Consider the following 21,962-nt stretch of genomic DNA (forward strand, 5'->3'; position numbering starts at 1 on the left):
CGACACCCGCGGCCGCAGCGAGCTGACGGACATTGCGGATCCCCGCAGTGCGCCAGGCAGCCGCCACGAGATTGGCCCGCTCCCCGGGCAACTGATCACGCACCCGCCACCACTCGGCCAGCGCGGCAAGCGCGGCACGCTGACCCGGACGGACGGGGATGAGGTGTGCGTCGTCGCTGTTCATGCCGTCCACGCTATGTTGAATGATCCGACATGTCGAGTCATTCAACATGCGAACACTCGAAGGGACTAGCAGGTACTGCGAGACTCTGCGATTCGCTGCGAGATCTAACGGCGCACGGCTCAACTGCTCCACCTCGGACCACCCGTGCAGACGTCACGATCTGTCTGTTGCTGCCGCTACTTTGTGCGCATGACCAACTACGGATTACGTCGTGTGGGAACTGTTGTCGCGGCGGTCGGCGTCATCGCCGTGATCGGCGGCTGTTCACCGATGAGCTGGGACCAGAAGCTGGACGCGCTGCGAGATGCGGGCGAGCGGGGCGCGGACGCGCACTACGTGCTCAAGACGCAAAACAAGCCGACCACCAAGGACGAGTGCAACGCCAATTATCAGAACCTCGGCGACGGCACTCCTGGCGAATACGGCGGGTCGGGCAGCTCCGAGGAATGGCGCAACCTGCACACCTCGTACTTCGTCGACAGCTGCGTGTCTGGGGCGCCACGGGTGCCAGAAACTCGGCCAGCGTCTCCTTCCGCCTCGACACCTGAGTCGACAGCACCCGCACCGGACTGACTTTTCTCGCAGTGCCTCGCAGAGTCTGCGAGGCACTGCGAGCGTGTCGGGAGTCAGAGGTTGCGGTAGATCTCGCGGCGGTGGCCGACGTCGACGACCAAGACGACAAGCTCGGAATCGCGTACGACGTAGATGATGCGGTAGTCGCCGGTGCGGATCCGGCAGAGGCCGGGCTGCCCTTGCAGTGCGCGGACCCCGGCCGGGCGAGGCTCGTGCTGCAGGGCGTCGATCGCCTCCTGCACGCGCCGGCGGGCGGGCTTGTCGAGCTTGCGCAGCGAGCGGAACGCGCTGGTGGTCAGCTCAACGGAGAACGGCGGGTTCACCGGCGGGCGTCGTCCTGGTCAGCGTCGTCACTCTCCAGCTCGGCCAAGGCCTGGCCCCACGGGATCGTGGGCTCGTCACGCTGCAGCGCCTCCTCGGCGCGACGGGCCCAGTAGGCGTCCTCGAGCTCCTCCAGGCGTTCGGCGACGTCGACCGGCACGACGGCGCCGACACGACGGCCGTAGCGGGTCAGGTAGACGACACCGCCGTCGCGAGCCTGCTGGTCGAGCAGGCCGGGCAGCTGCGTGCGGGCGTCGGACACCGCAACGTCGACGTCGTGGGTAGCAGTCATACCGCCATTGTTGTGCAAGATGCACAAAACGTCCAGCCTGGGCGACGGCTCGCAGTCTCTCGCATTACCTCGCAGAGACTGCGAGAAAACGACCTTCCCAGCAAAACCGGTCTTTTGTTGGTGAGGTCAGTTCGGTCGCGCGGGCGGTCCGATCGGGTCAGAAACGCTGGTGTAGCGCCCACAGGTTCGCGGCCGCGCAGTCGAGGAATTCCACGGCCTCGGCCGCGTCGGCGAAGTCCGCCGTGGCGTCGGGGTCCGTCTTCGTCTCACGGTCGAGGATGGCTTGGGTCGCTTCGGCCAGCGAGCCCGCCGCTCGCGATAGGTCCTTGACCACGTGCAGCGGGTCCCCGCATGTTCCGGCCCGTGCGGCCAGGCGCGCGGACACCACCCGCAGTACGAAACTTTCCTCGTCGGGGTCGTCTGCGGCGAGCTTGCCCGCCAGGTCCGCGGGCGAGTACTCCAGCAGCCGATCGGTGTCCTCGTCGTACATGCCCGTCAGCGTAGGAACCATCTCCGACATTCCTCGGTAGCCACCCGCCCAGGCGGCTGTCAGGATTCCCTGACGCGATGTACCGTCAGGAGACCCTGACGGAAGGAGTTGTGATGGACAAGGAAACGCAGGCGCTGCTGGGCCGGGTGCTGACCCGGGGATTCGCGGCCGAGATGACGGATCTGCCGGTGCTGACGTGGACGGCGCAGCGGCGCCTGGACGGCGGCGTCGAAATCGTGGGGCAGGCAGGCGACAGCAGCGAAACAGAGGTGCCAGGGGTGGTGCGGAGTTGGTCTGATCGGCTCGGTCTGCGACCGGTGCCCGTCGACGAGCTGCAGCCCGGCATCCAGGAGTGCAGGCGCGAGCTGACCGATGGGCTGTGCGTGTCGGTGTGGGGCGTGGTCCATCGCGACACGTGGGAGGCCTGATGAGCTGGCAGACCGATGACGGCGAGCACGAGGGCGCGGTCGATCGGCTGCTGCCCGGCGGGCAGCGCTCCTCGGGGACCTCCGGTAACCGCGAGATCCTGTGGCCCGACGGGGACATCCGCCGCGAGGAGCTGGTCTCCTCCGACGAGGTGATCGGCTGGCTGCTGCGCTGCGACTGCGGGTGGACCGGCTCCCGGTGGACCCGGGTCACCGACCCCGGCGACGCCGACGCCGACGTGGGTCGGATTCACGCGCCACTCGGCGAGATCGCGGAGCCACCGCAGTGGCTGGAGGACCGCCTCCACGACGAGTGGAAGACCGACCACATCGCCCCCGCTGACACGATCACCCGCCTCACCGAGGCCGCCGGCACCGCGGCCGCCAGCCAGCGCGCTCTCGACCAGGCCGTGCACGAGGCCCGCACCACCGGCGCCTCCTGGGCCACCATCGGCCGGGCTGTCGGCATCACCCGCCAGAGTGCGCACGAGCGCTGGGGCCGCCAAGCCCCCGCCGACGACGAAAGGATCTACGGATGAGCACCGAGAAGAACGTGCCCCGGCTGTCGCTGGATCGCACGACCGCCGAGCAGCGCGCACTGTGGGATGCCTGCCCGCACGCAGGCGCGTACATCGTCGCGACCATCGGCGACCCCGGTAACGACGACCCCGATGCCCGCGGCATCGCCTGGGACCCGCTCGACGAGGCGCCGCCCGAACTGGACGGCATCCGGATCACCGGCTCGATCGGGGTGTGCGGCGACTGCGGTGCTCCGGTGGTGACGGTGCGCATGGCCGACTACAAACGCTGGACAGCGGAGCACGGCCCAGCCTGGTCCACCCTGTGGACACGGCCGATCCGGGACGGCGAGCCGAGCGGCGAGAACACATCCCTGAACGGAGATCCACAATGAACGGCGATCATGATTTCGCGTGGCCCCGTGCGGACTTGGAGATCCAGTACCGGCTCGCCGAGATCGCCACGGTCGGCCGGGCCGAACTCGACCGGCTGCGCGATTTGCGGCTCAACCCGCCCGAACACGACGGGTAGGCCGAGCACCCGGACCTGACTGCCTCATATCCCACGATCGGCAAAGGAGTCTGGGACACCGGTGGATCCCCTTGTGCAGGGTGTGAACAGCGCAGACCTTTGATGCAGGGGGATCCAACTTGGCTGGCACGGGGATCGGCCCCCGGATAGGCCATCGGAGCGGCGGGGTCGCTGGCACCGGGTCGCACCTGGCGGCCGGACGTCGCCGGATCTGCGATGCTGGCCGCGTGACTGACTCAGTGCCGGATCTGTGCGAGGAGCTGGCCCGGCTGCGCACGGAGTGCGCCCGGCTGGAGCGCATCGCCCGCACCGCTCGTACCGACCGCCTCGACTTCTTCCTCGACCGTGACGACGACGCCGCCGCGGCGGCCGAGGAGGCGGCGATGGAAGCGCGGATCGAGGTGTTGCAGGCTCGCGCGGCCGAGATCGTCGCGCAGATCGAGCAGCCGCACCCGCTGTGGCCGGGCGGCTGGGTCATCCATCTGCCCGACGAGGAGCTGCACTTCGGGTTCAAGTGGATTGATCCGGACTTCGTCCGCCGGCAGGGCTGGCACGACGTGCCCACCGCCCCGGGGCGTATCCCTGCGTGGCGCACCCGCGAGGACGCCGAGCAGGCCCTGGCCGCGATGCGGGCCCACGACCACCTCCCGCCCGGCCCGGCCCGAGTGGAGTGGCACGCCGCCCACCCCGACGGCATCGCCATTGACGACGCCGATCTGGGGCTGCGCTTCGGCGCTTCCGCGCTGGACGCGCAGATGTGGGCTGCGTTCGACCACGCCGAGTACCAGGACCACGGCGACCGCACCGGCTGATCGCGACACGCCCGGGATTGGCGCTGACCGTCTCGCTCTGGCGAGGCTGCGGTGATGGAGACGGTGATGCTGATCGCGGCCGTGACGGCCGCGTATCTGGCGATGTGCGCGCTCTACCCATACGCGGCGTGCAGCTCGGCGGCCTGCGAGGGCGGACGACTCAAGGCCCCGAACGGCAAGAGCTGGCGCAACTGCCGCCGATGCCGAGGCAGCGGCCGCCGGCGCCGACTCGGCGCCCGGCTGCTCGGTCGCGCCGCATCCTGACCGGTCGCGACAGTCAGCCACTGACTTACCCGCGCCGTCCGAGAGACGTCCTCCGGACGTTTCGGACGGCGCGAAACGTCCCGAGGACGTCCGCCGGGACGTCCCGCTCAATTCGTCACGACGGAACCGTTCACTGGTAGTGCAAGAGGTGCCTTTAGAGCGGGTGGGTTGTGTGATGTGACTGGTGAAGTGGAGTGCTGACGGCGTGGGGCGGCGAGGATGGCCTGACGCGGTGCAGTGAGCGGGAGTTGGAGGAGGGGGTGTGGTGGAGCAGGGGGCGAGTGGGGCCGGTCGTGACGTGCCGATCCGCCCCGACCTCAAGTTCCGGCGGACCGCCGCCCCGCGTCTGCCTCGAGGTCACACCCCGCTCCGCGTCCTGGGTGGTGATCGATCCTCGCCGCTGGCCGGTCGCTCCGGAGCAGGCCGGCGGGGGGTTGAGCATCATCGCCCACCGCCCGCCCGTTCCGGCCGGCGTCGGCCGGAACGTGCTGGCCCAGGACCGCCACGCCCGCGCCGAGATCGACCTCGCCCACTGCACGAGCTGCCGCGCCACGCTCGTGCATCAGATCCGCACAGACCCGGCGTACCGGCGCCTCGGCTACGCCCGCGCGCTTCTCACCGTCGCCCGGATCCGCGGCCGCGACCACACCTGGTCCACCATGGCCACCGCGCACACCACCCAGCCCTAACATCGCGTTCGCCTCACCGCACCGATCCGGATCGCCTCCCCGCCGCACACCACACCACTTCACCCGCCGAGAACCACCACTTCCACACCACCGAAAACCGAAGGCACCTCTTGCACTACGCAGTGAACGGTGGCGGATGCCTTCAGATGCGATCTCGCCACGGTGGAAGTCGACCGCGAAAAACGCGGCTGTGAGGGGGTGCCCAGCTGAGCGTTCGGCGCGCTCGGTGAAGGCGGCAACGGTAGTCGGTCTCGCATCGGATGCGAGAACCTCGCATCCGATGCGGTTCCGCCGTGACGGTTCGACGTGGCGCCCAACCACGACTCGCCGGCGACGCATAAACCCCACAACACTGCCCCGGTTCCGCCCCACACCTCGACCCGCACGTCGGCCATTGCCACCACAGCACCAGCGCCCACACGCCTGCCCCGCCGGCCACTGCCCAGTTCCCCGGCCCCGCCGGCGCCAGAGCACGTCTTGCAGACGCTCATGAGCCAGGTTGCGTCGTGCGTAACGTCGAGGGCGGGAGCGTGAAGGGATGCGATGACGTCAGACGGATGCCGAGGCGCGAGCCCTGGCCGAAGCCGCGCGGCGCACGCTGGGCCCGTAAACGCTGAACACGCGCCACAGAGCAGGGCCCGCACCGTGCTGGTGCGGGCCCTGCTCTGTGGCGCCGAAGATCAGCGACGCTTCTTTTGTTGCTCGATGCGTTCCGCCGCGGCCAGGCCGTAGCGCTTCGCGTCTTGCCAGATCCGGTAAGCCTGGGACGGGTCCGAGTAGCCGGGGTTGCACTGCACGCAGCGGTCCACCAGGCGGACAGCGGCACAAGCAGAATGTTTCGGCATCTCAATTGCTCCGTTCAATGATTCTGGTGACCTACGAGCCTGCTGTGGGGCGGTGTTCAGCGTGCGCAGGCGCATTTGCGGGCGGTGCACTTGCAGCCGGGCACGCCGCGCGGGTCGTCGTGGCGGCAGCGTGGGCAACGGGACAGTTCGTCGAGCTTGCGGGAGATCCTGCTCATGACGGTGGCTCCTTCGTTTCGGGTGTGCGTGCGGGGGTGGACGGGGCTCAGAGGACGCGCTGGCGGCAGGTGATGCAGCAGACGACCCGGCCGAGCCCGAACGTGCCCGGGTGCCAGAAGAAGTGCGCGCCAGGACACTTCTTCTCGTGTTTGGCGACGGCGCGTTCGCGGTGGCCGTTAACGACGATGTCCGGCGTGCTGGTGCCGGGGTACTCGCCGTGTTTGCAGGTCTTCATCGGGTGCTCCCTTCGGTGGGCTCGCAGCGGGCGAGCATGGTGTTCAGGGCCTCGACCTCGGCGGCCGTGACGGTCAGCCGGTACTTGGCCTTCACCTGCACCCACATCGCGGCGTAGGTGCACCAGTAGCCGGTCTCCGGTGGTTTCCACTGGTCCGGGCTCTTGTCTCCCTTCTCCTGGTTGACGTTGTCGGTCACGACGACCAGCTGCGGGCCGTCGAGGTCGTTGGCGAAGGCCTCACGCTCGGCGTCGGTCCACCCGGAGGCGCCGGAGCGCCAGGCGGCCGCCAGCGGCACCACGTGATCGATGTCGACGTCGGATGCGCGGGTCCAGGTGGCGCCGTCGTAGGGCGAGGTCCAGGCGCCGGTCTTGATCGGGCAGGGCCGGTGCTGGTCGACGGTGTCGGCCCGCTGCAGCGCGACCGCTCTGGTGTCGCACCCCTGGCCCTGCTCGATCCAGTGGTGGAACGCCTCGCGCTCGTAGTCGCCGTCGCCGCCGCGGGGTGCGACGGTCAGCTCGGCCAGCTGTACGGCCGTGTCCCCGGCCGCCGGCGGGCCGCCGGTGGGGGCCGGGGCGGACAGTGCCGGCGGGAGCTGGCAGGCGGACACGGCGATCGCGGCGGCCGCGACCGTGGCCACGAGTGCGGTGCGGGTCATCGGCGCACCGCCTGGCCGTCGAGCATCCGGATCGCGTCGGTGATCGCCAGGTGGTGACCGGGCACCAACATCCCGGGGGTGTCGACCGCGACCTCCAGCAGCGTCCACCGGGCCCTGCCACCGGACGGCGCGGTGGACGCCGGACAGTCCGGCAGCAGCGCGGCGAACGCCACCGACACCGGCGCACCGCCGAGTGTGCGAGCACTGTCGACCTCGGCCAGCTCGCAGGCCTCCAGGTGGATGCCCGCCTCGGCCAGCTCGCGCACCGCGGCCTGGAGCAGCGTCTGCTCCGTGGTGTCGACCATGCCGCCGGGCAGCGCCCAACAGCCCCGATACGGCCCACCCCGGCGCTGGAAGGTCAGGACTCGGACGCGGTCGCCGTCCCGGCCGATCAGCACGACCCTCACGGCGGTATCGGTGGTGGTCTGCGTGGCGGTCATCGGCGCACCGCCCTGCGGGCCAGCAGCGCGGTCACCGCGGCCGCCACCGGCAGCACACCCTTATGGCAGGCCTGATCCATCAACATCCGGCCATTCACTCCACCAGCGGCGGCGTCGTGGAAGCCCCGCTTGCCGGAGAAGTCGGCATACCAGCGCAGCAGCGGGCCGCGATCGATGATCCAGTGCGTGACGGAGTTGACGGCCTGCCCTGCGAGCACCGCGTGCACCGGCACCCGCAAGCCGGTCGCCCGCACAGCGCCGGCAGTCATCACGAGCTGACACACGGTCAGCCCGGCGACATGGCGGTGCAGCGCACGCCGCCCCACCCGGCCGGGCAACTGCTTGCCTCGAGCTGCAGCATCCGGCTGCTCGAGGAAGTCGCCAACCTCGTGCCCGGCCGCCGTGGCGGTCATGATCGTTGCGAACACGGCCGCGCCATAGAGCGAGAGCGAGTCAGTGCTGATCATGGCTCTCCTTGCTGGTCTGGTGGGCGATGCGGTCCTGGTCATGTGGATCTCTCCCTGCGTAAGAAGGAGCCCGGGACGAGCAGGTGCTCGTCCCGGGCTCAGGTCAGCGGCCCCTCGTGCCGGACTGGCGGCGCGCCGCCATCACCTCGCGGGCGCCCTTCTCGACCGCGGCGCGAGCGCGCTGCAGCTCCCGATCCATGCGGGCCGGGTTTCCCATGAGCCGCTCGGCCGCTCGGTAGTGGCGCTCGGCGGCGGTGAGGTGTCGGACTGCGGCATTCGCGCGGTGCTCTTGCAGCTCCCGCGCGAGCTTGCGGATCAAGTACTCGATCCCGTTGAGTGACTCCATCAGGCGGTCCAGTAGCCCTGTGCTGAGCACTTGGAGCAGATCGAGGCACCGTTCGGGATGCGGCGGCCGCCGCATCCCCCGCCCTGGCAGTAGGTCTTCCCGCCCTTGGTGACGGCCTTCTTCACGGCTTTCTTCGCTGCGCCCCTGGCGGCGTTGGCTAGCATTCCCACGACGTACTCCCTGGTTGGTGTGCGTTTTTGGAAGCCGGACCGGGGGCGGGATCTTGGTAGGACACGCCCCCGGCCCGGTGCTCATTTGCCGAGCTGGCCGATCACCCACGACACAAAGGGCCGCTCCGCGGCCGCGTTGTCCGGGCCCAGCTCGGCGCGCAGCCGCGAGGTCATCCACGCCTCTGACCGGCCCTCATCGCGCCACTTGCGAATCAGCTCCACGACCGGGCCCACCAGCATCGGCCGGTATCCCGTACGCCTCGACGCCGCGCTGATCACCGACTTCGTATCGCTCATCTCTGCCTCCCTGACCTCGACCTTCCGCGTTGGATATGTTGGTTATAATCAACATATCCAACGCGGATGTCAAGACGGATTCCCGGGATAACCACGATCGGACGAGCCGTATAAAGTGTTATACGGCTCGTCACCAGCCGCCGTTGTCGGCGTCGTGGGTGCAGCGGGCGACCTGGTCGCCGGCAGCGAGCCAGCCGAGTTCGTCGCAGAGACGGCAGGCGGCGGCCGCCGCGCGGCGGCGGATGGCCTCGTCGGTGATGCTCACCGAGGCCTGCAGGCTGCGACGTCGGGCGTGGACGGTACGGACGTGCTCGTCGACGTCAGCGAGGATCTGGGGCGGCATGGTGGGGCAGGCAAGGGCAAGCCGCTTTGCGATCCAGCTGCGGGGATCGGCCACGTGGTAGGGCAGGCGTGCGGTGCCCGCGACTCCTGGCAGAGCGCCCTGGATCTGGTCGGCGAGCTGGCGATCGGTCCAGCCGTGACGCAGGACCAGCGGCCGCACCGCGGCCGTGAGCCAGCGCAATGTCACGCCGTCGAGCAGGCGCGGCTCCAGCAGGGCATCGAGCAAACGTCGAGCCGCACGTTCAGCCCGGGAAGATCGGGTCGCAGAGCCGCCCTCAGGACGCGATATTGCCTGGTCAAAACCCTTTTGGGTCGATGAGTCCGGCGAAGCCGGCCCGTTATCCACACCCCGTACGTCACTGGATGCAAGATCATGAGTAACCCCTACGGGGGGGAGGACATTTTCGGAAACGTGCTGCTCCGCGGCCTGATCGATGATCCGGGCGGTGGCGTCCAAGACGGCACGCTCGGCCAGCTCTGCCGGATCGAGCGGCACACGCAGCTCGTAGACGGGCGCGATGGTGACGAGGGCGTCCGCTTCGGGCATCGGATCGGGGTCCGGGTGCTCGCGTCGCGCGGCAGCGGCTGCCTGCTCCGGTGTGGCGCCCTGGTGGATCGCCTCGATCTCCGCGCGGGCACGGGCGGCACGGGCCTCGTCGATACGGGCACGGGCGGCTTCGGCGGCCGCCGAGGCCATGCGAGGCACGCGGGTGGCGGGCACGACTTCGTGTAGCAGCTCCTGCTGCAGCAGCCAGGACAGGTAGCGGCGGACGTGGCGGTCGCAGCAGCCGACGGAGTCCGCGATGACCTGCTGGCGGACCCAGGTCAGCGGCCGACGGCTGACGTCGGCGCACACGGCGTACACACGAGCGATGTCGGTCGCCCGTGCACGCGAGCGGCGCTGGTGGAAGTCGTGGCCGCAGTAGGCCCGATGCTCGGCGACCTCAAGCCACTCCTGTGGCGATCGTGCGGCGCGGGTGTGTTCGGGAGGGCGGCGTGCCAGGATCTCGCCGGCCAAAGACACGCGGCCGGCCGGGGCGATCTGCCGGACCCGCTCCAGGGCGATGCCTGACTCCACCAGCAGCCGGTCGATCGGGTGCAGCTCGTCGACGGGCGTCGCCGAGGCGTAGAGCTCGACGATCGCTGCGTCCGGAGCGAGCTGGCCACGCGGGATACCGCTGGCGTCGTCGACGAGCGCGGCCACGGCGGCCGGCCCCCCCACAGCTGACCAGCACAGGTCACACACGACCGGGCGGTCATACCCGGCCACGGCCATGGGCCGGACACGGCCGCCGGCCGCCGGCCGCTCACAGTGCACACAGACCAGCCGCGGAACCGCCAGGGCCAGACAGTCATCGACGATATCGCCGACAGATGGAGCAACAGCAGACAGCAAAATGGGTCCTCCCGTGTGCGGGAAGGACCCATCCGTAACTTCGACATACCGCGCGTGCTCTGGATTACCGGAGCGTGGCGGTTATAATCGAGTTCTCAGCACGCTTCGGGCGCGAACCCGGTGCTGAGATGGGCTTTGTAGGTCCTCCCCGCGCGTCGGGTCTGCCGCTGGTCGCCAAACCGAGCAGACCCGTCGCGCGTTCTTTTATCTGGGCTAAATCTCGGTGCTCATGCTGCCCTCTCTTGATCGAGCGCTAGCTGTTCTGAGCGCGCACCCTGCGGCTGGCAGTAGTCCGGCACCGCCTCGCCGAGCGCCTGCGCAATCAGCCGCGCGAGCACGTGCCCAACCGGCACTCCCTCGTGGGCGGCGATGCCATCCGCCGCCTCATAGAGGTTTCGTTCCAGCTTGAACCGCACCGGCCGCCGATCTCCCACAGTGGGTCGACCGGGTCTGCTGCTGTGGCCACTCATGTCGTAGTTCATACCGGTCCGGGTGACGACCACGGAGGAGGCGCGCCGAGTTACGAATTCAGAATCAACCATCGACTGACTCCCGCAGGTCGCTGTCGCCGTAGAGCGCTACGCCCTGACCGCCGAGAGGCTCGTCCGTCAACCGCACCTGGTAGGCCAGCCCGGGTCGGAGGTGCTCGAGGTCGATCTCATGCGGCATATCCAGGACAGCACGTCCGTGCCAGCCGTGGATCCGCCAGGCGTCGCCGTGGTGGACGAGCAAAGGGCGCCGGTGGGTGCTGACAGCCAGAGGTGCCGGATCGGCGGGTCGGTGCAGGTGAGCCATGCTCGGCGGTGGGATCGAAGGGCTGTAGAGATCGGGCACCGGCCAGTTCGGCACTTGGCGTACGACCTCGCCGCCAGCGCTATTGCCATGCTCGTCGACGCCCGGGGCTGGTTGCTGCGAGAGCCTGACTGGCTGCCCCGGAGCGCTCCTGCTCTGCAAGTGCACCACCGGTCCAAGGGTGACCGTGTCACTCACCTGGTCATCGAGGAATCGCGGGACGCAGTGCCCCCATTCGAACAGCGCGCCGGAGTGGCGGCCAGGCACATCGACAGTGCGCAGATGCTGGGCCCCCATCCGCCGGTAGTAGTCCTGCAGAGCTGTGTTCTCTCGCCAGACGTCCCAACGCAGCCGTCGCACACCCCGCTCCAGCGCATATGCGTTAGCCCATTCGACAAGTAGCCGACCGATTGATTTCCCTCGCCAATCGAGCGCCGTCGCAAGTTTGCTCAAGTAGAACGCAGGGTGGTCAATTTCTTCTAGTGTCCAGAAATCCGAGTCCGCCATTGTGGACATGGTCAACGTGGCGATCGAAGTGCCGTCGTTACGAAGAATCCACGTCCATCCGCACTCGATCGACTTAGCCATGATTGGCCGGAAGTCGCGCGTGTTCCACTGGCTGAAGCCCTTGCTGCGCAGCCAATTTGTCCGGTCAGAGAGCAGATCCATGACGGCCGGGAGGTCGGTACTCCGCGCGCGTGACATCTCGTACGTCATGATCGATTTACCCCAGTCCGAGTGCGGCGGATCATTTCCACGCCAGATTCATCTCCAATTTCCCACATGAGCACATTTCGCTGCCCAAGTCGTAGGTATCGAGTCACGCGAGTGACCCGTTGAGCAGTGGATGCGGTGCGTGTTTGGATCAGGAGAGAGCTGCCGACGGGAATAGAAAGCCGATGCGCCTCGTCTGCGTCGGCCGTGCCATCGGCGACCTCGTCCACCCAGCTGATCTCGGGGTGACCGGCGGCCGCGAGGGCACGGATCGTGCCTTCAGGGATGTCGTGGGGCGTGTCGAGTCCGACTTCTTTCGCCAGTTCGACGGGGTAGTAGCTGGTCTCGATTGACCACGGCTCATCGTCGAGCATCTGTCTCGTCTCGCGCACGACAACCAGGGAGTCCGGGCTGATCCCCAGACGACTCGAAACATCCGCGCTGGGCGCCTCCCGTCGCAGTTCGAACTTCTTCGTCGGCTGCAGGTGTAGCGAGTCCGCGACTTCGGTAAATGCGTCGTGGCCACACGGGTTTCGATCCGGTCGGAGCGGCAACGTGGCGAGGATGGTCGTTCGGCCGCGACGGCGCACGATTGTCCCGCGCCGTCCTTTGTAGCCGGTGTACACGAAGCCGCGCTGGGTCAGCTGCTCCAGCGCCCCGCGGACAGTGATCCGTGATGCCCCGAAGCGCTGCTCCAGCTCGGGCAGCGTGGGCAGCATGTCGCCGGGCGACCAGGTGCCGTTCTCAATCTCGGCTTCGAGGTCTTGCGCGATCCGCTCGTAGGCGTGCAACGGCCTGCTCCTTGTACGTTCCCGTCCCTTGGTCATAACCAACATAACCCACCCTCTTGACATCTCGCTCGGACATGTTGAATATAACCAACATAACCGAATGCGCAAGAGACGCGAAAGGCCCCCGCCGGGTACAGCCGACGAGGGCCCTGGAGCGAGTCAGACAACTACGAGGGAGCCCGACTCATGCAGGACGATATCGCAGGTCAGAGGCAGTATCCGACTGAGAGTTTGTCGGTGGAGGATGCGCTGCTGGTACAGGCGGCGTGCGCCGAGTGGCAGTCGGCGCCGGTTCAGGTGCTGGGGTCGGCCGAGGGTGTGACCGAGTGGTTGGCGGCCGCCGATCGGGTGCTGGTTGAGGGCGAGCTGGACCAGGTGCTCGACGAGTACGACGCGCTGCTGGATCTGAACGTCGCTGTTGACGAGGCGCTGTTGCTGGTGCAGGCCGGGACGGATCCGCGGGGCGAGATCGATCGTCGTCGCGAGCGTCGCGACGTGTCCCGCGTGCTGCGCAGCCTGGACGGTGCGGCGTGAGCGGGTGGAGGGACCGGGCAGCGTGCCAGACGGGCGCCCTGCTGCAGGTCTCCACCACGTCGGCGACCGGCGCGGCCGAGGTGTTCTTTCCGTTTCCGTCCGAGCGCGAGTTGACGCTGCGGGCGAAGCGGGTGTGCCAGGGCTGCCCGGTGCGCACGGACTGCCTGCCCGAGGCGCTGGACAACGGCTACGACCACGGCGTGTGGGGCGGTCTGGACGAACGCGAGCGGCGCGAGCTGCGGCGCGCGGATCGGGGTGCGGCATGAGCAGCATCGCCTACAGCACCGAGGACATGGAGCTGCTCAGCGCCTGGGGCGTGCGGTTCCGCGCATCCCGGTCGGCCTGGCCGTACGAGCGCGTCATGCAGGCCGCGCAGGACCTGGCGGTCCGCAGCACCGGCAAGGACGTCACCGTCGATGGCCGCCCGGCCGAGCCCGCTGAGGTCCGCGCGCTGGCCTCGCTGATGTTCTACGGCCTCGCTGAGCCGGTCGAGCGGCAGGGCGAGGGCCGGATCGACCTCACCGATGACGGTCGCGAGCAGCTGCTGCGCTGGTCGCGCCTGACCCCGCTGGGTGGTGAGCAGCGATGAGCGCTTTCGACGTCTTGTCCAAGTTCGGCACCGGCGCGCTGCTCAAGTTCGCCGGCGCGGTCGTCCTGTTCCTGGTGCTGCACCTGCTGCGCATCCCGGTGGTGGTCCTGGCTCGGTCGATCGAGGTCGGGATGCGCCGGGTCGATGGCCACCTGGCCGCCAGCGTCAGCAACCGCAACACCAAGCCCCACAACGATTTTTTCGCCCATAACACCACCCGACCCACCGTCTGAGAGAGAGGACAGCGATGGCCACCGGCAGGGAGCTGGAGAAGAAGATGCGCGAGCGTGACGGCATCACGCGCCTGGACCGTGTTGTCAGCGCGGTCGGCTACCGCGCTCCGGAGGCGTTCGGCTCGATCGCACTGGGCGGTGCGGGCATGGCGTTCGACCTCGCGCTGCTGACGTGGGCGGCCGCGCTGCCGGTCGGCTACGCCGTCGTCATGCCGGTCGTGACGCGGATCCGCGATCGACGCGACGCGGTCGCGAACACCCGTCGTCTGCGTGAGCGTGCCGCCGGCGCTGACGTCGAGGCCGACGAGGACCAGGGCGACGGCACAGCCGAGGACGTCGAGACCGGCAAGGGGGTGCGGTCAGCGTGATCTCCATCGGCCAGATCTGCACCACCTGGACCCCCGTCCTGGACCTGCCTGGCGGCGAGACCGTCGCCGCCGGGTCCTGGGTCTCGCATGGCGAGGCCGAGGCGTGGGGGCTGTCGCTGCACGCGGCCGGACACGCCCGGCTGCGTGCGGTGATCCCCCTGATCACCCCCGATGACGTCACCGCCGTACTGCAGGGAGGCACCCGATGAGCACCAGGCGCGACGAGATCCGGGCGGACAAGGCGGCCGCGGCCGCGCAGCGCCGCGAGGACGCGGCGGCCGCCGCGCAGGTCCGGATCGCCGAGCAGGCTGCCGCGGCCAAGCTGCGCCGCGAGGACAAGGCGGTCGCCGAGCAGACCGACCAGAAACGGCGTGACGATCGGCGGGCACGGATCGCCCGGGCCGCGACGTGGGCGCGTGAGCACGTCATCGACCTGCTGGCCGTGCCCGTCATCGTCGTTCCGGCGGTGCTGGCGTGGACTGCGATGGCCACCTACGGCAAGCACGTGTTCGGGGAGATCGGTGTTTTGCTGCCGATGTTCTCCGAAGGTGCGATGTGGTTTTTCGCCGTGGCCACGACCGTGCGGGCTCGGCGCAACCCCGGTACGCAGGTGGCGCACCTGCAGGCAGGGACCGCGATCTTCGCCGTCATCGCGGCGGTACTCAACTTTGTCCACGGCCTCGACATGCAGGGCGGCGGCGTCGCCAACGGTGCGGTGATGGGCCTGGTGTCGGTCGCCGGCGTCGTGGCGCACCAGCTCGTCACCGCGGGCCCGCGCCGGACCCGCGGCGAGCGGGACGAGGCCACCATCGCCCGCCAGGTCGCCTCCCGCGAGCGGAAGGTGCGCAGGGCCGCTGTGCGCCAGGCCGTCGCCGAGCTCGACGAGCGCGGCCACGCCCGTCTGGTGTTCCGGCCGGGGCGAGTCGCGCTCGACGGCCGGACGCTCGTTGACGCGGTGGTTCCCGGGCTTCCCGTGCCGGCGGCCATCGAGCACGTCGAGCTGGCTGACGAGATCACCGATTGGCTTGCCACTCAGACCGGCACCCACCCGCTCGGAACAGCAGCTTTGCCTGATTTCGCAGAGCTTGCGAGGCCCTATCAGCCTCTCGCAGGAACCGCCCCGGACCCGCGCGTGCGGGAGCTGGCCGAGCAGGTCCGCGACGCCATCGCGACCGGGGATCTGCCCGCCCGTCCGTCGCGCCGCAAGGTGCGCGCGCACCTGCGCATCCGCAACGAGATGGCCGGCGAAGTCATGGCCGAGTTGACCCGCACCGACGACGACGGCGCCGCCGGCGTCGCTGCCTGACCAGGAGGAGATCCCCGTGGCCACCGTCATGCACATCAACAAGACCGTCTTCGGCTGGAGCCGCCCCACCGGATCCGTCATCACCTACTGCGGGGCGCGGCTGCGCAGTGGTGAGGGCGCACCGCGGCACGCGCCGCTGTGTCAGGCCTGCGCGCGCAAGGCCGGCTGGTCCAAGGACCGCCGGCACTGATCAACCCAACCCTTCGCCAGCACGAGCACCGGAGCAGCAATGAGCACACGCGATACCCCCCAGGACGAGACCAACATCGTCTACCTGCCCTCTGCCGGGACCACGGTCGCGGCCGACCGTGACCGTGGTTCCGACGCGCCCGGAACAGCGGAAACACCCGCCGAGGAGACGGCCGAGGTGATCGACGGCGAGCTGGTTCCCGCGGAGGAGAACGCCAGGATCGACGCCCGCCTGGCCCAGCAGCAGCGCGGGATGCTCGCGCTGCGAGAGGCCTCCGCGGTGCAGGCTGTCCAGCTCACCCACCGGATCGCCGAGTCCGACAAGCCCCGCGAGGTCGGCAGCGCCCTCGTCCGCCACGTGCTGTACGTACCGGCCGGTGCGGTGAGCGTCGGCAAACGGATCTGGGACTCGCGCACGACCGCGAGGTACGAGCGGCAGATGCGCTCGGCCGAGGCCGCCGGGGACAACGAGCGCCTGGCCGAGTGGGAGGAGCGTGGCGAGCGGTTCAAGGCCAACCGCCACAACCGGATCATGGACTGGATCAAGGCGCCCATTCAGCTCGCAAAAGCGCTGCTCCTGGCCTCGGCTGCGATCCTCGGACTGCTGCTGGGGCTGGGCATCGTGTTGGCGATCGCCAACAAGGACGCTGATCAGATCCTCGCCCCGCTCAAGGGTGTGTTCGAGCTGGTCAGGTGGATCAGCATCGCGGTCACTGTGGCGTGGGGTCCGCTGGTCCTGGCCGCGCCCTGGGTCGCGGTCCTAGCCCTGTGGAACGAGGGGCGCAAGCGCAGCAACAGCGAGGGGTGGTTGCGGCGGGTCGCCCCGTCCCGCAACGACGACGGCAGCACCATGATCACCGCCGATGGAATCGTCCGTGCCCTGCAGCACCTGCGCGTCCCGGAGATCAAGAAGGCGTTCAAGGACGGGTGGCTGCCCACGTTCGAGCTGCCCCCGACCAGGGACGGCAACGGCTACCGCGCCATTTTTGACGTGCCGTTCGGCGTGACGCCCGGGATGATCGCCGATCAGCGACCGATTCTCGCCCGCAACCTGCACCGGGCCGAGGTGGAGGTGTGGCCGGCCGACCATGCCAAGGCCAATGGCGGCACCGCTGGCTGCGTCGATCTCTGGGTTGCCAAACCCGGGACGCTGTCCAAGCCCGCACCGCCGTACCCGCTGCTGCACTCCGGGACCGCAGACGTGTTCGCCGGCGTCCCGGTCGGCATCTCCCAGCGGGGGGACGAGATCGTATTTCCGCTGGTCGAAGCCAACTTCGTGGCGGGCGGCAACCCGGGGCAGGGCAAGTCCAACCTCTGCCGCGTCATCATGCTGGGCGCCGCGCTGGACCCGCTGGCCGAACTGCACGCCTACGTCTTCGCCGGCAACGGCGACTTCGACTCGTTCGCACCTCGGCTGGCCCGGTACGTGCGTGGCGCGACCGACGAAGTCGCGGCGGCCGGGCTGGCGGCGCTGGCCGAACTCGCCGAGGAAGTCGGCCAGCGCGAGACCCGTTTGTCCGAGCTCGGCGCGAAGAAGGTCACCCGGGCCTTGGCCGAAAAGCACCCTGAGCTGCGTCCGAAGATCGCGGTCTTCTCCGAATGCCACGAACTGTTCGGGCACCCAGACTTCGGCAAGGAGGCCGCGGACTACGCGGTGCAGACGGTCAAGCGGGGCCGGAAAACGGGCATCATCCTGGGATTCGACACCCAGTCCAGCCGCAAGGAGGCCATCCCGCCGCGCCTGGTCGAACTGGTCAAGCTCAACGCCTGCTTCGCGGTCAAGACATGGCGCTCCAACGATGGATTCCTCGGCGACGGGTCGTTCGCCGCGGGTGTGCGGGCGACCGAGCTGCGACAGGGCAAGGATCGCGGAACGTGCCTGGTCACGGGCATCGGCGAGGAAGCATTCGAGATCGTCAAGGCCTACTACATCGACGTCGACGACGAGACCGGCTGGGATGCCGCGACCGACGTCATCGCTCGCGCCATGGAGATCGTCAGCGAGAACGTGCCCACCGGCGCCGCGAGCCAGGCCCAGGAGCCCGAGGAGGAGCGCGACTTCCTCGAGGACGTCGCCGAGGTCCTCGGCACCGAGACCGTCCGGGCCGCGCGGATTCCCGCGCTGCTGCAGCGCCTCGCGCCTCGCTGGGTCCCGTACCGGGCACTGAGTGGCAAGCAGGTCGTCTCGCGGCTGGCCGACCACGGGGTCAAGGTGCCCACGACTGGCAACAAGTGGCCGGTCGACCCGGTGACTGTGCGTCAGGCGATGGCAGTGCAGTCGACGGCTGATCTCGACGAGGACGACGAGTGAGATTAGGTCGGGCCGACCGCCGGAGACCCGGTTTTCAGGGGCTCGCAGCGGCCCCGGTCGGCCCGACCTAACTGGCTAACTTCCTAACTTTTCGCAGCTCGCAGCCTCACCGGGCCGAGCTAACCCGCGAATTAGGAAGCTAACTCGATTCGACCGACCTAACTCGACTCGCAGCACCTCGCACACTCTCGCAAAACCGAGCGCAATGTCTACGCATCGTCACCACGGAGCCCTCTGGTCCCTCGGACCGGAGGGCTCCGTCATGCCGCGACCTCGCACGCCATCGCATCTCCTGCGATGCTCTGCCAGACTCTGCGAGATCTGGCCAAGCGGATCCTCATGTGGAGGTGCAGGTGCGCATCACGTCGGTGATCAATCAGAAGGGCGGCGTCGGGAAGACGGCGCTCAGCGTCGGCCTGGCGGGCGCGCTCGCCGAAGCCGGGCAACGGGTGTTGCTGGTCGACCTCGACCCGCAGGGCCACGCCACGGCGGAAGCACTGCAGCTGCCGGAGGCAAGTGGCCAGGCGACTCTCGCCGGGGCGCTGAGCCGTGAGTACACCGGCCCGACGTCAGCGCTGGCGGTGCGCCACTGGATCCACGAGTCGGGCGGCTCGATCGACGTCTGGCCCAACTCCCAGGCGATGTTCCTCGTGAGCCGCCAGCTGGATCTGGGCCGGTCGCGCGAGCTGCAGGTGCGGCGGCTGCTCGCCGACGTCGACGGCACGTACGACCACGTGGTCCTTGACTGCCCGCCAGCGCTCGATGCCCTCACCGACAACGCACTCGCCGCGACCGACGGGATCCTCATCCCCTTGCTGCTCGATCCGTCGATGCTGCGGGCGCTCAAACTGCTCATGGACCAGATCGAATCGCTGGAGGCCCAGGTCGAGCGCAAGCGGCCCATCGAGGTGCACGGCCTCGTGCCCTCCGCCTACCGTCGGCCCTTGTCGAATCTGGCCACCAGGACCCAGGCTGACCTCAAGCGGCTGGGGGTGCCGATGCTGGCGCATCTGCCGCTGGCGGTGGTCGTGCCGGAGGCGTGGCACGCGGGTGTACCCCTGACTGCGCACGCCCCCGATCACGAGCACTCCACCGCGCTGCGATCGATCGCGGCTCTCCTTATGGAGGCCTCCGCGTGAGCAAGCAGTTCGACCCGTCCCCCGCCGCCGACGTGCTCGCCGCACGCTTCGGCCGCCGGGGCAAGGACGCCAAGAAAGATGTCCAGGCGGCCGTGGAGAAGCCGGCCACGGCGAAGTCGTCGATGACGACCCGCTCCTGGTACATCTCCACGGCTACGGCGGACGAGCTGTCCGCGGCCGCGGAGACCATCCGCCACAGCGTGCCGGCGGTGAGCAAGCACCAGGCGCTCGAAGCGCTGCTGCGCTGGGCCATCGAGCACAAGGGGGACGTCGCCGCCGCCCTGGCCGCCGACCGCAAGGCGCAGACTGGATCATCCGCGCCGACCTCCTGACCACATGCTGATAGGTCCTCGCAAGCTCTGCGAGGACCTATCAGATGGAGATCATGTGTCGATCAGCGCGCCTTCTCCTCCCGGATCATCTCCCTGCTGCACACGGTGCAGGAGTAGATCGTGGTCTGTGGGTCCGGACGGTCAACTCGGCTGGCGTTGCAGCGGTGGTCGCTCATCAGGCGTGCACCTCCTGCCTGGCGCTCAGCCAGGTGATCGCCTCGTCCAGCAGGGGGTCGAGAGCGGTGTGGATGGTGGTCCGGCGCCCGGTGCGGGCATCGGACAGGCGGGTCAGCATCGTGACGTCGGCCGAACGCGGATAGCCCGGATCCGCACCAACAACCAACTCCCGATTCTCGCCGTGGGCCTGGCCCAACTCGTACATCGCGATCGGCTGGACCGTCACGGCCGGGTCCGACTCCGGGAACCACATCAGGGTCAACGTGTTCGGCAAGTGGAGCATCATCTGCTCCCACGCCACCTGCTCCGGCCCGGCCGCCGGATCGCCGATCGGGAACTGCTCCCGGTTCGGATTGAGGATCACGACGTCGAGGTCGGCGTCCTCGATGACGTCGACGGCATGGTCGTGCCACCGCTGCACCCCGGTGATCCCGCCCGCCAAGAAGATCCGCGGCGGATGCCCGGGAAGCGGGATATATGGAGTGGGGGCCTCGTAGTACATCGGGCCGTAAATCATGATGGTGGTGCTCCGATCTGCTGCTCAGTGGATAGGGGCGATGGGCCGGTGCGGGTGGGTGGTGCTGCCAGGCGGTGGCCACCCGCACCGGGCGCTCTACCGGCGGTCCTCGAACTGGTCGGCCAGGTCCGGACGACCGGCCTTGCGCAACTCGGCGCGCAGCTCGGCGGCCTTGCCCGAGGTGTGCTTGCCGTTGCGGGCGAGCGTGGCGAGCTGCTCGACGAGCGCCTTGATCTGCTTGGCGTTGATCGCGGTGGCCATGTGGATCCTCCTTCATCTTGTGAACCGTGTCGGTCCAGCTCAGCGTGCTTCTAGTAGATACTGCGAAATACTGCGAGGGTCTGCGAGATCAGCGGAACTCGAGTGCGTTGACCGCGGCGACGATCAGAGCGAGGTGGTCGAACGCCAGAGCGCCGGCGTCGGCGAGGACGTCGTCGACGGGCACCCAGCGGGCGGCCGTCGCGTCGTCGCCGGCGGCCGGGGCCGGGGTGCCTGCCACCACGGTGGTCCAGACGTCGGTGCTGTAACGGCCGCGCGGGTCGCGGCCAGGCTGGGCCCAAGTGCCCACGGGCACGAGGTCGTCGACGGCGATGTCGATGCCGGTCTCCTCGGCGAGCTCGCGCGCCGCTGAAGCCGCGGTGTTGGTGGTGTCCTCGCCGACGTCGACGTGTCCGCCGGGCAGGGCCCAGCGACCGGCGAAGGGTTCCCAGCCGCGCTCGATCAGCAGGACGTGATCGGCGCCCTGGCGGCGGCCGATCAGCACGACGTCAACGGTCAGCCGCGCGGTGGCGATCTGCTCTGTACTCAACGGTGGTTCTCCTTCTCCTCGAGTTTCCGCGCGGACAGGAGGTGTCCGCGCGGGGTCAGGGGTGCCCGACGACCGGGCGGGCGAGGTCGTAGTGCACGACCGCGACGCTGCGGTCGTCGGTCAAGGCGACGCGCTCGGCGATCGCGTCGGCCAAGACCACGCTGCGATGACGGCCACCGGCACAGCCGACGCTCACCCGCACCAGACGCAGACGCTGATCCGCGACCCGGGCGAGAGTGAGCGTGGCGGCCGCCACGTGCTCGACCAGCTCGGCCGCACCAGGGGTGGCCAACACACGATCGCGCACCACCTCGTCCCGGCCGGTGAGCTGACGCATCCCCGGATCAACGTGCGGATCGCGCAACAGCTCCCGCACATCAACGACAAGGTCGGCCTCGCGCGGATCCGTGAATCCGTCGCGATCGGCGCCGAGGTGCAGATGCCCGAAGGAGGCCAGCACCACCGAGACCAGACCCCCGGCATCGTGCTCGTCGAGAATCGGCGCGGCCCGGTTCCCCGGATCGATCCCGCGCGCCTCGAGGTCGCCATAGATCGTGCCGCGGTCGACACCCGCGGCCGCAGCGAGCTGACGGACATTGCGGATCCCCGCAGTGCGCCAGGCAGCCGCCACGAGATTGGCCCGCTCCCCGGGCAACTGATCACGCACCCGCCACCACTCGGCCAGCGCGGC

General features: G+C 69.0%; 39 protein-coding genes. 19 read left to right on the forward strand and 20 right to left on the reverse strand.

What is annotated here, in order from left to right:
- Positions 1 to 184, reverse strand: a 184-nt coding sequence (locus CFN78_RS28105; RefSeq protein WP_133116503.1) for a hypothetical protein, incomplete at its 3' end; no start/stop codon positions are given.
- A 189-nt stretch (positions 185 to 373) separates the two neighbouring features.
- Between CFN78_RS28105 and CFN78_RS28945 the strand changes: the two genes are divergently transcribed.
- A complete protein-coding gene (locus CFN78_RS28945) occupies positions 374 to 757 on the forward strand; it encodes a hypothetical protein (protein ID WP_133116504.1) in 384 nt (127 codons plus the stop codon).
- 53 nt (positions 758 to 810) lie between these two features.
- On the opposite strand, the gene CFN78_RS28110 is transcribed toward CFN78_RS28945, so the two are convergent.
- The 3 genes from CFN78_RS28110 to CFN78_RS28120 form a co-directional block, all read right to left on the reverse strand.
- A complete protein-coding gene (locus CFN78_RS28110) occupies positions 811 to 1,080 on the reverse strand; it encodes a type II toxin-antitoxin system RelE family toxin (protein ID WP_094866344.1) in 270 nt (89 codons plus the stop codon).
- Positions 1,077 to 1,370 carry a type II toxin-antitoxin system prevent-host-death family antitoxin gene (locus tag CFN78_RS28115; protein ID WP_094866345.1) on the reverse strand — a complete coding sequence of 98 codons (294 nt, stop codon included), beginning with the start codon at positions 1,368 to 1,370 and terminating at the stop codon, positions 1,077 to 1,079. Before CFN78_RS28115 ends, CFN78_RS28110 begins: the two co-directional genes overlap by 4 nt.
- Before the next feature lie 157 nt (positions 1,371 to 1,527).
- On the reverse strand, positions 1,528 to 1,881 hold the full coding sequence (locus CFN78_RS28120; RefSeq protein WP_133116505.1) for a hypothetical protein: 354 nt from the start codon (positions 1,879 to 1,881) through the stop codon (positions 1,528 to 1,530).
- A gap of 92 nt (positions 1,882 to 1,973) precedes the next feature.
- Here CFN78_RS28120 and CFN78_RS28125 point away from each other — a divergent pair, with 92 nt between their 5' ends.
- The 7 genes from CFN78_RS28125 (at position 1,974) to CFN78_RS28150 (ending at position 5,100) form a co-directional block, all read left to right on the forward strand.
- Positions 1,974 to 2,288 carry a hypothetical protein gene (locus tag CFN78_RS28125; protein WP_133116506.1) on the forward strand — a complete coding sequence of 105 codons (315 nt, stop codon included), beginning with the start codon at positions 1,974 to 1,976 and terminating at the stop codon, positions 2,286 to 2,288.
- Entirely contained in the window at positions 2,288 to 2,824 is a 537-nt protein-coding gene (locus CFN78_RS28130; protein WP_094866348.1) for a hypothetical protein, read from the forward strand. The genes CFN78_RS28125 and CFN78_RS28130 overlap by 1 nt, the downstream gene beginning before the upstream one ends.
- Positions 2,821 to 3,198: a hypothetical protein gene (locus tag CFN78_RS28135; protein WP_094866349.1), complete on the forward strand. Its 378-nt coding sequence runs from the start codon at positions 2,821 to 2,823 to the stop codon at positions 3,196 to 3,198. Before CFN78_RS28130 ends, CFN78_RS28135 begins: the two co-directional genes overlap by 4 nt.
- A complete protein-coding gene (locus tag CFN78_RS29400) occupies positions 3,195 to 3,335 on the forward strand; it encodes a hypothetical protein (RefSeq protein ID WP_165777736.1) in 141 nt (46 codons plus the stop codon). Before CFN78_RS28135 ends, CFN78_RS29400 begins: the two co-directional genes overlap by 4 nt.
- Before the next feature lie 227 nt (positions 3,336 to 3,562).
- Positions 3,563 to 4,147, forward strand: coding sequence for a hypothetical protein (locus tag CFN78_RS28140; protein WP_133116507.1), 585 nt, complete (start codon positions 3,563 to 3,565; stop codon positions 4,145 to 4,147).
- 54 nt (positions 4,148 to 4,201) lie between these two features.
- Complete coding sequence (locus CFN78_RS28145) at positions 4,202 to 4,411, forward strand: hypothetical protein (RefSeq protein WP_094866351.1); 210 nt, start codon at positions 4,202 to 4,204, stop codon at positions 4,409 to 4,411.
- A gap of 434 nt (positions 4,412 to 4,845) precedes the next feature.
- Entirely contained in the window at positions 4,846 to 5,100 is a 255-nt protein-coding gene (locus CFN78_RS28150; RefSeq protein WP_133116508.1) for an N-acetyltransferase, read from the forward strand.
- 680 nt (positions 5,101 to 5,780) lie between these two features.
- Here the strand turns inward: CFN78_RS28150 and CFN78_RS29405 are convergent.
- From CFN78_RS29405 to CFN78_RS28200, 12 genes are all read right to left on the reverse strand, one after another.
- Positions 5,781 to 5,945: a hypothetical protein gene (locus CFN78_RS29405; RefSeq protein ID WP_165777737.1), complete on the reverse strand. Its 165-nt coding sequence runs from the start codon at positions 5,943 to 5,945 to the stop codon at positions 5,781 to 5,783.
- A gap of 223 nt (positions 5,946 to 6,168) precedes the next feature.
- Positions 6,169 to 6,357 carry a hypothetical protein gene (locus CFN78_RS28155; RefSeq protein ID WP_094866353.1) on the reverse strand — a complete coding sequence of 63 codons (189 nt, stop codon included), beginning with the start codon at positions 6,355 to 6,357 and terminating at the stop codon, positions 6,169 to 6,171.
- Positions 6,354 to 7,013: an HNH endonuclease family protein gene (locus tag CFN78_RS28160; RefSeq protein ID WP_094866354.1), complete on the reverse strand. Its 660-nt coding sequence runs from the start codon at positions 7,011 to 7,013 to the stop codon at positions 6,354 to 6,356. The genes CFN78_RS28155 and CFN78_RS28160 overlap by 4 nt, the downstream gene beginning before the upstream one ends.
- A complete protein-coding gene (locus tag CFN78_RS28165; protein WP_094866355.1) occupies positions 7,010 to 7,453 on the reverse strand; it encodes an NUDIX domain-containing protein in 444 nt (147 codons plus the stop codon). Before CFN78_RS28165 ends, CFN78_RS28160 begins: the two co-directional genes overlap by 4 nt.
- Positions 7,450 to 7,920: a DUF3307 domain-containing protein gene (locus CFN78_RS28170; RefSeq protein ID WP_240519747.1), complete on the reverse strand. Its 471-nt coding sequence runs from the start codon at positions 7,918 to 7,920 to the stop codon at positions 7,450 to 7,452. Before CFN78_RS28170 ends, CFN78_RS28165 begins: the two co-directional genes overlap by 4 nt.
- A gap of 103 nt (positions 7,921 to 8,023) precedes the next feature.
- Positions 8,024 to 8,266, reverse strand: coding sequence for a hypothetical protein (locus tag CFN78_RS28175; RefSeq protein WP_133116509.1), 243 nt, complete (start codon positions 8,264 to 8,266; stop codon positions 8,024 to 8,026).
- A complete protein-coding gene (locus CFN78_RS29410; RefSeq protein ID WP_165777738.1) occupies positions 8,266 to 8,436 on the reverse strand; it encodes a hypothetical protein in 171 nt (56 codons plus the stop codon). The genes CFN78_RS28175 and CFN78_RS29410 overlap by 1 nt, the downstream gene beginning before the upstream one ends.
- 81 nt (positions 8,437 to 8,517) lie before the next feature.
- Positions 8,518 to 8,733, reverse strand: coding sequence for a hypothetical protein (locus CFN78_RS28180; protein WP_094866357.1), 216 nt, complete (start codon positions 8,731 to 8,733; stop codon positions 8,518 to 8,520).
- A gap of 130 nt (positions 8,734 to 8,863) precedes the next feature.
- On the reverse strand, positions 8,864 to 10,279 hold the full coding sequence (locus tag CFN78_RS28185) for a hypothetical protein (RefSeq protein ID WP_094866358.1): 1,416 nt from the start codon (positions 10,277 to 10,279) through the stop codon (positions 8,864 to 8,866).
- A 419-nt stretch (positions 10,280 to 10,698) separates the two neighbouring features.
- Positions 10,699 to 10,887 (reverse strand): hypothetical protein, encoded by a 189-nt coding sequence (locus CFN78_RS28190; protein WP_094866359.1) that lies wholly within the window; start codon positions 10,885 to 10,887, stop codon positions 10,699 to 10,701.
- Between the two features lie 118 nt (positions 10,888 to 11,005).
- Complete coding sequence (locus CFN78_RS28195; RefSeq protein ID WP_094866360.1) at positions 11,006 to 11,980, reverse strand: GNAT family N-acetyltransferase; 975 nt, start codon at positions 11,978 to 11,980, stop codon at positions 11,006 to 11,008.
- Positions 11,977 to 12,768, reverse strand: a complete 792-nt coding sequence (locus CFN78_RS28200) for a GntR family transcriptional regulator (RefSeq protein ID WP_165777739.1) — start codon at positions 12,766 to 12,768, stop codon at positions 11,977 to 11,979. The genes CFN78_RS28195 and CFN78_RS28200 overlap by 4 nt, the downstream gene beginning before the upstream one ends.
- 186 nt (positions 12,769 to 12,954) lie before the next feature.
- On the opposite strand from CFN78_RS28200, the gene CFN78_RS28205 reads away from it, so the two are divergent.
- The 11 genes from CFN78_RS28205 to CFN78_RS28250 all read left to right on the forward strand — a co-directional run bounded on the left by CFN78_RS28205 (position 12,955) and on the right by CFN78_RS28250 (position 19,769).
- Complete coding sequence (locus CFN78_RS28205) at positions 12,955 to 13,302, forward strand: hypothetical protein (RefSeq protein ID WP_133116510.1); 348 nt, start codon at positions 12,955 to 12,957, stop codon at positions 13,300 to 13,302.
- The gene (locus CFN78_RS28210) at positions 13,299 to 13,568 is read left to right on the forward strand and encodes a WhiB family transcriptional regulator (RefSeq protein WP_094866363.1); all 270 of its coding nucleotides are present in this window, start codon (positions 13,299 to 13,301) and stop codon (positions 13,566 to 13,568) included. The genes CFN78_RS28205 and CFN78_RS28210 overlap by 4 nt, the downstream gene beginning before the upstream one ends.
- Complete coding sequence (locus CFN78_RS28215; protein ID WP_094866364.1) at positions 13,565 to 13,891, forward strand: hypothetical protein; 327 nt, start codon at positions 13,565 to 13,567, stop codon at positions 13,889 to 13,891. The genes CFN78_RS28210 and CFN78_RS28215 overlap by 4 nt, the downstream gene beginning before the upstream one ends.
- Positions 13,888 to 14,124 carry a hypothetical protein gene (locus CFN78_RS28220; protein ID WP_094866365.1) on the forward strand — a complete coding sequence of 79 codons (237 nt, stop codon included), beginning with the start codon at positions 13,888 to 13,890 and terminating at the stop codon, positions 14,122 to 14,124. The genes CFN78_RS28215 and CFN78_RS28220 overlap by 4 nt, the downstream gene beginning before the upstream one ends.
- Before the next feature lie 14 nt (positions 14,125 to 14,138).
- On the forward strand, positions 14,139 to 14,492 hold the full coding sequence (locus CFN78_RS28225) for a hypothetical protein (RefSeq protein WP_094866366.1): 354 nt from the start codon (positions 14,139 to 14,141) through the stop codon (positions 14,490 to 14,492).
- Positions 14,489 to 14,701, forward strand: a complete 213-nt coding sequence (locus CFN78_RS28230; protein WP_094866367.1) for a hypothetical protein — start codon at positions 14,489 to 14,491, stop codon at positions 14,699 to 14,701. Before CFN78_RS28225 ends, CFN78_RS28230 begins: the two co-directional genes overlap by 4 nt.
- Complete coding sequence (locus tag CFN78_RS28235) at positions 14,698 to 15,798, forward strand: hypothetical protein (protein WP_094866368.1); 1,101 nt, start codon at positions 14,698 to 14,700, stop codon at positions 15,796 to 15,798. The genes CFN78_RS28230 and CFN78_RS28235 overlap by 4 nt, the downstream gene beginning before the upstream one ends.
- A 16-nt stretch (positions 15,799 to 15,814) precedes the next feature.
- Positions 15,815 to 15,988 (forward strand): hypothetical protein, encoded by a 174-nt coding sequence (locus tag CFN78_RS29415; protein WP_165777735.1) that lies wholly within the window; start codon positions 15,815 to 15,817, stop codon positions 15,986 to 15,988.
- 39 nt (positions 15,989 to 16,027) lie between these two features.
- The gene (locus tag CFN78_RS28240; protein ID WP_094866369.1) at positions 16,028 to 18,298 is read left to right on the forward strand and encodes a hypothetical protein; all 2,271 of its coding nucleotides are present in this window, start codon (positions 16,028 to 16,030) and stop codon (positions 18,296 to 18,298) included.
- A 341-nt stretch (positions 18,299 to 18,639) separates the two neighbouring features.
- Positions 18,640 to 19,437: a ParA family protein gene (locus CFN78_RS28245; RefSeq protein WP_165777740.1), complete on the forward strand. Its 798-nt coding sequence runs from the start codon at positions 18,640 to 18,642 to the stop codon at positions 19,435 to 19,437.
- Positions 19,434 to 19,769, forward strand: a complete 336-nt coding sequence (locus CFN78_RS28250) for a hypothetical protein (protein WP_094866371.1) — start codon at positions 19,434 to 19,436, stop codon at positions 19,767 to 19,769. Before CFN78_RS28245 ends, CFN78_RS28250 begins: the two co-directional genes overlap by 4 nt.
- A 175-nt stretch (positions 19,770 to 19,944) precedes the next feature.
- Here the strand turns inward: CFN78_RS28250 and CFN78_RS28255 are convergent, their stop codons facing one another.
- The 4 genes from CFN78_RS28255 to CFN78_RS28265 all read right to left on the reverse strand — a co-directional run.
- A complete protein-coding gene (locus tag CFN78_RS28255) occupies positions 19,945 to 20,463 on the reverse strand; it encodes a nucleoside 2-deoxyribosyltransferase domain-containing protein (RefSeq protein ID WP_094866372.1) in 519 nt (172 codons plus the stop codon).
- Positions 20,464 to 20,559: 96 nt separating this feature from the next.
- On the reverse strand, positions 20,560 to 20,724 hold the full coding sequence (locus CFN78_RS29420) for a hypothetical protein (RefSeq protein ID WP_165777741.1): 165 nt from the start codon (positions 20,722 to 20,724) through the stop codon (positions 20,560 to 20,562).
- An 88-nt stretch (positions 20,725 to 20,812) separates the two neighbouring features.
- Positions 20,813 to 21,271, reverse strand: a complete 459-nt coding sequence (locus CFN78_RS28260) for an NUDIX domain-containing protein (protein WP_094866373.1) — start codon at positions 21,269 to 21,271, stop codon at positions 20,813 to 20,815.
- 55 nt (positions 21,272 to 21,326) lie between these two features.
- Positions 21,327 to 21,962 (reverse strand): RapZ C-terminal domain-containing protein (locus tag CFN78_RS28265; RefSeq protein ID WP_094866374.1); only part of this gene is annotated, 636 nt, incomplete at its 5' end.

Source organism: Amycolatopsis antarctica (assembly GCF_002262875.1).
GTDB classification, from domain to species: Bacteria; Actinomycetota; Actinomycetes; order Mycobacteriales; family Pseudonocardiaceae; genus Amycolatopsis; species Amycolatopsis antarctica.